At 59.6% G+C, this 203-nt stretch carries 1 protein-coding gene; it reads left to right on the top strand.

Annotation, left to right across the window (positions count from 1 at the left end):
- On the top strand, positions 1 to 203 hold a 203-nt coding region (locus V6D44_RS21040; RefSeq protein ID WP_333516873.1), incomplete at both ends, for an AMP-binding protein.

Consider the following 203-nt stretch of genomic DNA (forward strand, 5'->3'; position numbering starts at 1 on the left):
GAGGCCTGGAAGGGCAACACGCTGCCTGTGCCGACAGACAAAACCGTTCATCAGCTATTCGAAGAAACGGCTCAGCGCCACAAAGACCGCCCGGCTGTCACATACAACGGCCAGTCGTGGACGTACGGCGAGCTGAATGCCAAGGCGAATCGTCTTGCCCGGATTTTGATCGACTGCGGTATCAGCGCGGATGAGCGCGTCGG

The sequence above is a fragment of the Bacillus sp. 0209A genome (genome assembly GCF_036765095.1).
GTDB lineage: Bacteria > Bacillota > Bacilli > Bacillales > Bacillaceae > Bacillus > Bacillus subtilis_G.